This is a genomic window from Citrobacter sp. Awk 2 (assembly GCF_028069815.1).
GTDB lineage: Bacteria > Pseudomonadota > Gammaproteobacteria > Enterobacterales > Enterobacteriaceae > Citrobacter.
On record NZ_JANEWL010000028.1, the window covers coordinates 40,677 to 47,551 of the forward strand.

Annotated in this window: 5 protein-coding genes and 1 pseudogene; all 6 read left to right on the forward strand. The window is 52.7% G+C overall.

All coding sequences use genetic code 11. From position 1 onward, the window contains the following. Positions 1–160: 160 nt before the first annotated feature. Positions 161–1,300: a UDP-4-amino-4-deoxy-L-arabinose aminotransferase gene (gene arnB / locus NNO02_RS09755; protein ID WP_271454677.1), complete on the forward strand. Its 1,140-nt coding sequence runs from the start codon at positions 161–163 to the stop codon at positions 1,298–1,300. A 2-nt stretch (positions 1,301–1,302) separates the two neighbouring features. After that, positions 1,303–2,286, forward strand: a complete 984-nt coding sequence (arnC, locus tag NNO02_RS09760; protein ID WP_271454678.1) for an undecaprenyl-phosphate 4-deoxy-4-formamido-L-arabinose transferase — start codon at positions 1,303–1,305, stop codon at positions 2,284–2,286. After that, entirely contained in the window at positions 2,283–4,265 is a 1,983-nt protein-coding gene (arnA, locus tag NNO02_RS09765) for a bifunctional UDP-4-amino-4-deoxy-L-arabinose formyltransferase/UDP-glucuronic acid oxidase ArnA (RefSeq protein ID WP_271454679.1), read from the forward strand. The genes arnC and arnA overlap by 4 nt, the downstream gene beginning before the upstream one ends. Beyond that, on the forward strand, positions 4,262–5,164 hold the full coding sequence (arnD, locus tag NNO02_RS09770) for a 4-deoxy-4-formamido-L-arabinose-phosphoundecaprenol deformylase (protein ID WP_271448524.1): 903 nt from the start codon (positions 4,262–4,264) through the stop codon (positions 5,162–5,164). Before arnA ends, arnD begins: the two co-directional genes overlap by 4 nt. Next, a complete protein-coding gene (gene arnT / locus NNO02_RS09775; RefSeq protein WP_271454680.1) occupies positions 5,161–6,816 on the forward strand; it encodes a lipid IV(A) 4-amino-4-deoxy-L-arabinosyltransferase in 1,656 nt (551 codons plus the stop codon). Before arnD ends, arnT begins: the two co-directional genes overlap by 4 nt. Further along, a pseudogene (locus NNO02_RS23750) lies at positions 6,813–6,875 on the forward strand (4-amino-4-deoxy-L-arabinose-phospho-UDP flippase); the annotation flags it as partial. The gene arnT and the pseudogene NNO02_RS23750, both read left to right, overlap by 4 nt.

Here is a 6,875-nt window from a genome sequence, read left to right on the forward strand (position 1 = left end):
ATCTCCTCCACATCCCCCTTTATATCTCCAACCTTAAACTCTTAAGGATAAATTAACCTTCAGTCTTTAACCTTTGTGGCCTGATGAAATAATTAACGATGCCCCTGTTTATCACTAAAAATAAAACTGCGGTGGCGTTAAATGGCTTGAAGGAATAATGATGTCTGACTTTTTGCCTTTCTCCCGTCCGGCAATGGGTGATGAAGAACTTGCCGCAGTTAAGGCGGTTCTGGATTCAGGGTGGATAACCACGGGTCCTAAAAATCAGCAGTTAGAAGACGCTTTCTGCCAGCTCACAGGAAACCAAAACGCCGTTGCCGTCTGTTCTGCGACGGCAGGTATGCACATTACGCTAATGGCGCTGGGTGTGGGTGAAGGCGATGAAGTGATCACCCCGTCGATGACGTGGGTATCTACACTCAACATGATTGTCCTGCTGGGTGCCACACCGGTTATGATCGATGTCGACCGCGATACGCTGATGGTGACCCCCGAACACATTGAAGCCGCTATCACACCACGAACCAAAGCTATTATTCCCGTGCATTATGCCGGGGCCCCGGCCGATCTTGATGCCATTTACGCCATCGGTGAACGCTACGGAATCCCTGTTATTGAAGATGCAGCGCACGCCGTCGGAACGTTATACAAGGGGCGTCATGTTGGTGCTCGTGGTACCGCAATCTTTTCCTTTCACGCGATCAAGAATGTGACCTGTGCAGAGGGTGGGTTAATTGTTACTGACGACAGCCAGCTCGCTCAACGGCTTCGCAGCCTGAAATTCCACGGCCTGGGTGTAGATGCTTATGACCGTCAAACCTATGGTCGCGCGCCGCAGGCTGAAGTTCTCGCGCCGGGATACAAGTACAACCTGACTGACATCAACGCCGCCATCGCCCTGGTGCAGTTGAACAAGCTGGATCGTCTGAACGCGCGCCGGGCGCAAATTGCGCAGCAGTATCAACAAGCGCTGGCCGATACGCCGTTTCAACCGCTCACCCTGCCTCAGTGGTCGCATCTGCACGCCTGGCATTTGTTCATCATTCGCGTGGATGAAGCCCGCTGTGGGCTGAGCAGAGATGCTCTGATGGAAGCACTAAAGGCCAGAAATATTGGCACAGGCCTGCATTTTCGCGCGGCCCACACGCAGAAATATTATCGCGAACGTTTCACCGATCTTTCTCTGCCTAATACCGAATGGAATAGCGCTCGCATTTGTTCACTGCCGCTATTTCCCGACATGACCGACGATGACATACAACGCGTCATTACGGCACTTCGCCAGATTGCAGGACAATAAGCATGTTTGAAGCCTCACCGATTAGTAAAGTCTCGGTGGTCATTCCCGTTTTTAACGAACAGGAAAGCCTGCCAGAATTAATCAGGCGCACCAGCGCCGCCTGCGAAAAACTGGATACTGAATATGAAATCCTGCTCATTGATGACGGTAGCAGTGACAATTCAGCTCAACTGATGATGGACGCCTCCCAGGCACCGAACAGCCATATTGTCTCTATTCTGTTGAATCGAAACTATGGGCAACACTCGGCGATTATGGCCGGTTTCAGCCACGTCACTGGCGACTTGATCATCACGTTGGATGCTGATTTACAAAACCCGCCCGAGGAGATCCCACGGCTGGTTGCCACGGCAAAAGAAGGCTTCGATGTCGTCGGAACGGTGCGTCAGAACCGCCAGGACAGCCGCTTTCGTAAGACCGCCTCACGGATGATCAATCATCTGATTCAGCGCACGACCGGTAAAGCCATGGGCGATTACGGCTGCATGCTGCGCGCCTATCGCCGTCACATCGTCGATGCCATGTTGCATTGCCAGGAGCGCAGCACCTTTATTCCGATCCTGGCTAACATCTTTGCCCGCCGCGCCACGGAAATCCCGGTACACCATGCCGAGCGTGAATTTGGCGACTCAAAGTACAGTTTCATGCGTCTGATAAACCTGATGTATGACCTGGTAACCTGCCTGACCACCACGCCATTGCGTATGTTGAGCCTGCTGGGCAGCATCATTGCCGCCACAGGTTTTACCCTGTCGGTCCTGCTTGTTGTTCTTCGCCTGACGTTCGGCCCGCAGTGGGCGGCAGAAGGTGTGTTTATGCTGTTTGCCGTGCTGTTTACCTTTATCGGCGCGCAATTCATTGGCATGGGATTACTCGGCGAATATATCGGTCGCATCTATAACGATGTCCGCGCACGCCCTCGCTATTTTGTTCAACACGTTATCCGTCCACAAACCACGCAGTCAACTGAGGAAAACCGCGCATGAAAGCCGTCGTATTTGCCTATCACGATATGGGATGTCAGGGGGTTCAGGCCCTGTTGGATGCGGGTTATGACATCGCTGCTATTTTTACGCATGCCGATAACCCAGGTGAAAAAGCGTTTTTTGGCTCAGTTTCCCGCCTCGCTGCCAGCGCAGGAATTCCGGTGTACGCTCCTGACGAGGTCAATCATCCGCTGTGGATCGAGCGGATCGGCCAACTCGCCCCCGATGTGATCTTCTCATTCTACTATCGCCATTTACTCAGCGATGAGATCCTGCGTCTTGCGCCTGCGGGAGCCTTTAATCTGCACGGCTCATTGCTGCCCAAATATCGTGGCCGTGCACCGCTGAACTGGGTATTAGTCAATGGCGAAACCGAAACAGGTGTGACGCTTCACCGCATGGTCAAGCGCGCAGATGCCGGTGCCATCGTCGCCCAGCAACGCATTACCATTTCCCCCGATGACGTGGCGTTAACCCTGCACCATAAATTATGCCAGTCTGCCCGCGAGGTACTGGCGCAGGCGCTGCCAGCCATCAAAGCCGGTGATTTTCAGGAATACCCACAGCAGGAAGCCGACGCCACCTGTTTTGGTCGCCGCACGCCGGAAGACAGTTTCCTCGACTGGAACAAACCCTGCGCACAACTGCATAACATGGTTCGCGCAGTGTCCGATCCATGGCCTGGTGCATTTAGCTATGCCGGTACACAAAAATTCACCATCTGGTCATCACGCCAGAGTGCAAATACATCTGCGGCGCTGCCGGGAACGGTTATCTCCGTATCACCATTGCTGATTGCCTGTGCCGATGGCGCACTCGAAATCATTACCGGGCAAGCGGGTGATGGCATTACCATGCAGGGCTCACAGCTGGCACAAGTTTTGGGTCTGGTTGCCGGTTCTCGCCTCAACAGCCAGCCCGTTTCCGCCAGCAAACGTCGCACCCGCGTGTTGATCCTTGGCGTTAACGGTTTCATTGGCAACCACCTGACCGAACGTCTGCTGCGCGAAGATAACTACGAAATCTACGGGCTTGATATTGGCAGCGATGCGATTGAGCGTTTTCTGCAACACCCACGATTCCATTTTGTGGAAGGTGATATCAGCATTCACTCCGAATGGATTGAATATCATGTGAAAAAATGCGACGTCGTGCTGCCACTGGTCGCCATTGCCACGCCGATTGAATATACCCGCAACCCGCTGCGCGTCTTCGAACTCGATTTTGAAGAAAACCTGAAAATTATTCGTTACTGTGTCAAGTACCGCAAACGCATCATTTTCCCGTCAACGTCTGAAGTCTACGGTATGTGTACCGATAAAGACTTCGATGAAGACAGCTCCAACCTGATCGTCGGCCCGGTTAATAAACCGCGCTGGATCTACTCGGTCTCTAAACAACTGCTGGATCGCGTCATTTGGGCATACGGTGAAAAAGAAGGATTACGTTTCACCTTATTCCGTCCGTTTAACTGGATGGGACCGCGTCTGGACAGCCTGAACGCCGCACGTATCGGCAGTTCACGCGCCATTACCCAACTGATCCTGAATCTGGTGGAAGGCTCTCCCATCAAGCTGATTGAAGGCGGCAAGCAGAAGCGCTGCTTTACCGACATTCGTGACGGTATCGAAGCCCTGTTCCGCATCATTGAAAACGATGGCGGACGCTGTGACGGCGAGATCATCAATATCGGTAATCCGGATAATGAAGCAAGTATTCAGGAACTGGCTGAAATGCTCCTTTCCTGCTTCGAAAAACATCCATTGCGCCAACACTTCCCGCCGTTTGCTGGTTTCCGTGACGTCGAGAGTAGCAGCTACTATGGCAAAGGCTACCAGGACGTTGAGCACCGCAAACCCAGTATTCGTAACGCAAAACGTTGCCTGAACTGGGAACCAACAATCGAGATGCAAGAAACGGTTGAAGAGACGCTGGACTTCTTCTTACGCAGTGTGGATATCACGGAACACACATCATGACCAAAGTGGGCTTGCGCATAGATGTCGATACATTCAGGGGGACACGCGAAGGCGTGCCCCGCCTGCTGGAGACATTGAACCGGCATAACGTTCGGGCAAGTTTCTTTTTTAGCGTCGGGCCCGACAACATGGGACGCCATCTCTGGCGTCTGGTGAAGCCGCAATTTTTGTGGAAGATGCTGCGCTCAAACGCAGCCTCGCTCTACGGGTGGGATATTTTACTGGCCGGCACCGCGTGGCCTGGAAAAGAAATTGGCCTGGCCAATGCGGCCATCATTTCGCAAGCTGCCCGGTATCACGAAACAGGCTTACACGCCTGGGATCATCATGCCTGGCAATCACGAAGTGGCAACTGGAACGATAAACAGCTGATTGATGATATTTCGCGGGGCATTAATGCGCTCGAAACGATCATCGGCCAACCCGTCACCTGTTCTGCCGTCGCTGGCTGGCGTGCCGACTCGCGCGTCGTCGAAGCGAAAGAAACATTCCATCTGCGCTATAACAGCGATTGCAGGGGAACATCGTTATTCCGTCCTGTACTTGAAACAGGAGAAATGGGTACGCCACAAATTCCGGTCACGCTACCGACATGGGATGAGGTGGTTGGTCAGGAGGTACAGGCAGCGGACTTCAACGACTATATTCTCTCCCGTATTCAGCGGGACAAAGGCACCCCGGTCTACACGATTCACGCAGAGGTGGAAGGCATTGCTTTTCAGCAGAAATTTGACGATCTGCTCATTCGTGCCGCCGACGCAGGAATTACGTTTTGTCCGCTGGGCGAACTGTTACCAGACGATATCAGTACACTGCCAACGGGCCAGATCGTTCGTGGCAAAATACCCGGCAGAGAGGGATGGCTCGGCTGCCAGCAACCCGCGAGTGTGACACCATGAAATCCGCACGTTACGCCCTGGCATTTGTCGCATTTATTGCACTGTATTTTATTTTACCCATCAATAGCCGCCTGCTCTGGCAGCCCGACGAAACGCGCTATGCTGAAATCAGTCGGGAAATGCTGACGTCTGGCGACTGGATCGTCCCACATTTTTTAGGGCTACGCTATTTTGAAAAACCCATCGCGGGATACTGGTTAAACAGCATCGGGCAATGGTTGTTTGGTGCAAACAACTTTGGCGTCAGGGCGGGGGCTATTTTTGCAACCCTACTGACTGCACTTCTGGTCGCCTGGCTGGCAATGCGGCTATGGCGTGACAAACGCACGGCCATACTCTCTGCCGTCATCTTTCTAACGTTTTTCTCTGTTTACAGTATCGGAACCTATGCGGTACTTGATCCCATTATCGCGCTGTGGCTAATGGCGGGCATGTGCTGTTTTTGGGAGGGAATGCAGGCCACCACCAGAACAGGTAAAATTGTCGCCTTTTTGCTGTTAGGACTCACCTGCGGCATGGGCGTGATGACCAAAGGCTTTCTCGCGCTCGCTGTCCCCGTCCTCAGCGTGCTGCCATGGGTTTTCGTGCAAAGGCGCTGGAAAGAGATCTTTATTTACGGTCTGTTGTCGATTATCAGCTGTATTGCCATTGTCCTGCCGTGGGGGCTGGCGATTGCACAACGCGAACCAGACTTCTGGCACTACTTTTTCTGGATTGAGCATATTCAGCGTTTTGCGCAGGATGATGCCCAACATAAAGCACCATTCTGGTACTACATACCGATTTTCGTGGCGGGTGCCTTACCCTGGCTCGGGCTACTACCGGGCGCATTGCGTACAGGCTGGCGTGAACGGGATGTACCACGTAGCGCCTTATACCTGCTGAGCTGGATTATTATGCCGATCCTGTTTTTCAGTATCGCCAAAGGGAAGTTGCCAACCTATATTCTTTCCTGCTTCGCGCCGCTGGCAATCCTTACCGCGCGGTTTGGCTTGCAGGCTGCTGAAAAAGGTTCTGCAGCCCTGCGCGTCAACAGTTGGATCAATATTCTGTTCGGTGTTATTGGTATTGTCGCCACATTTATCGTGTCCACGCTCGGACCGTTGAAGACACCGGTCTGGTCGCATATCGAAACGTATAAAGTGTTTTGCTCATGGGGTATCTTTATCACCTGGACGCTATTTGGCTGGTATACGCTTAACAACAGTGAAAAAAACTGGAAATTAGCAGCGCTCTGCCCGCTGGGGCTGGCGTTGTTGTTCGGTTTCTCAGTACCTGACCGGGTAATGGAATCCAAACAACCACAGTTTTTTGTCGAGATGACCAAAGAGTCACTGGAGTCGAGCCGTTATATTTTCACCGATAGTGTTGGCGTTGCTGCTGGTCTGGCCTGGAGCCTGAAACGCGATGACATCAACATGTACGGGCAAACAGGTGAGTTAAAATATGGCCTTAATTATCCGGATGCCCAGGGCCGCTTCGTCAGTCGGGATGATTTTGCCGGCTGGTTGGCGCAACATCGTCAGGAAGGGATCATTACGCTCGTGCTGTCAATTTCGAAGGATGAGGATATTAATCAGCTTGCCATTCCTCCCGCTGACTATATCGACAATCAGGGGCGCCTGGTCTTGATTCAGTACAGGCCTAAATGATCTGGCTAACCTTAGTCCTTGCCAGCCTGCTCAGCGTCTGTGGACAATTGTGCCAGAAG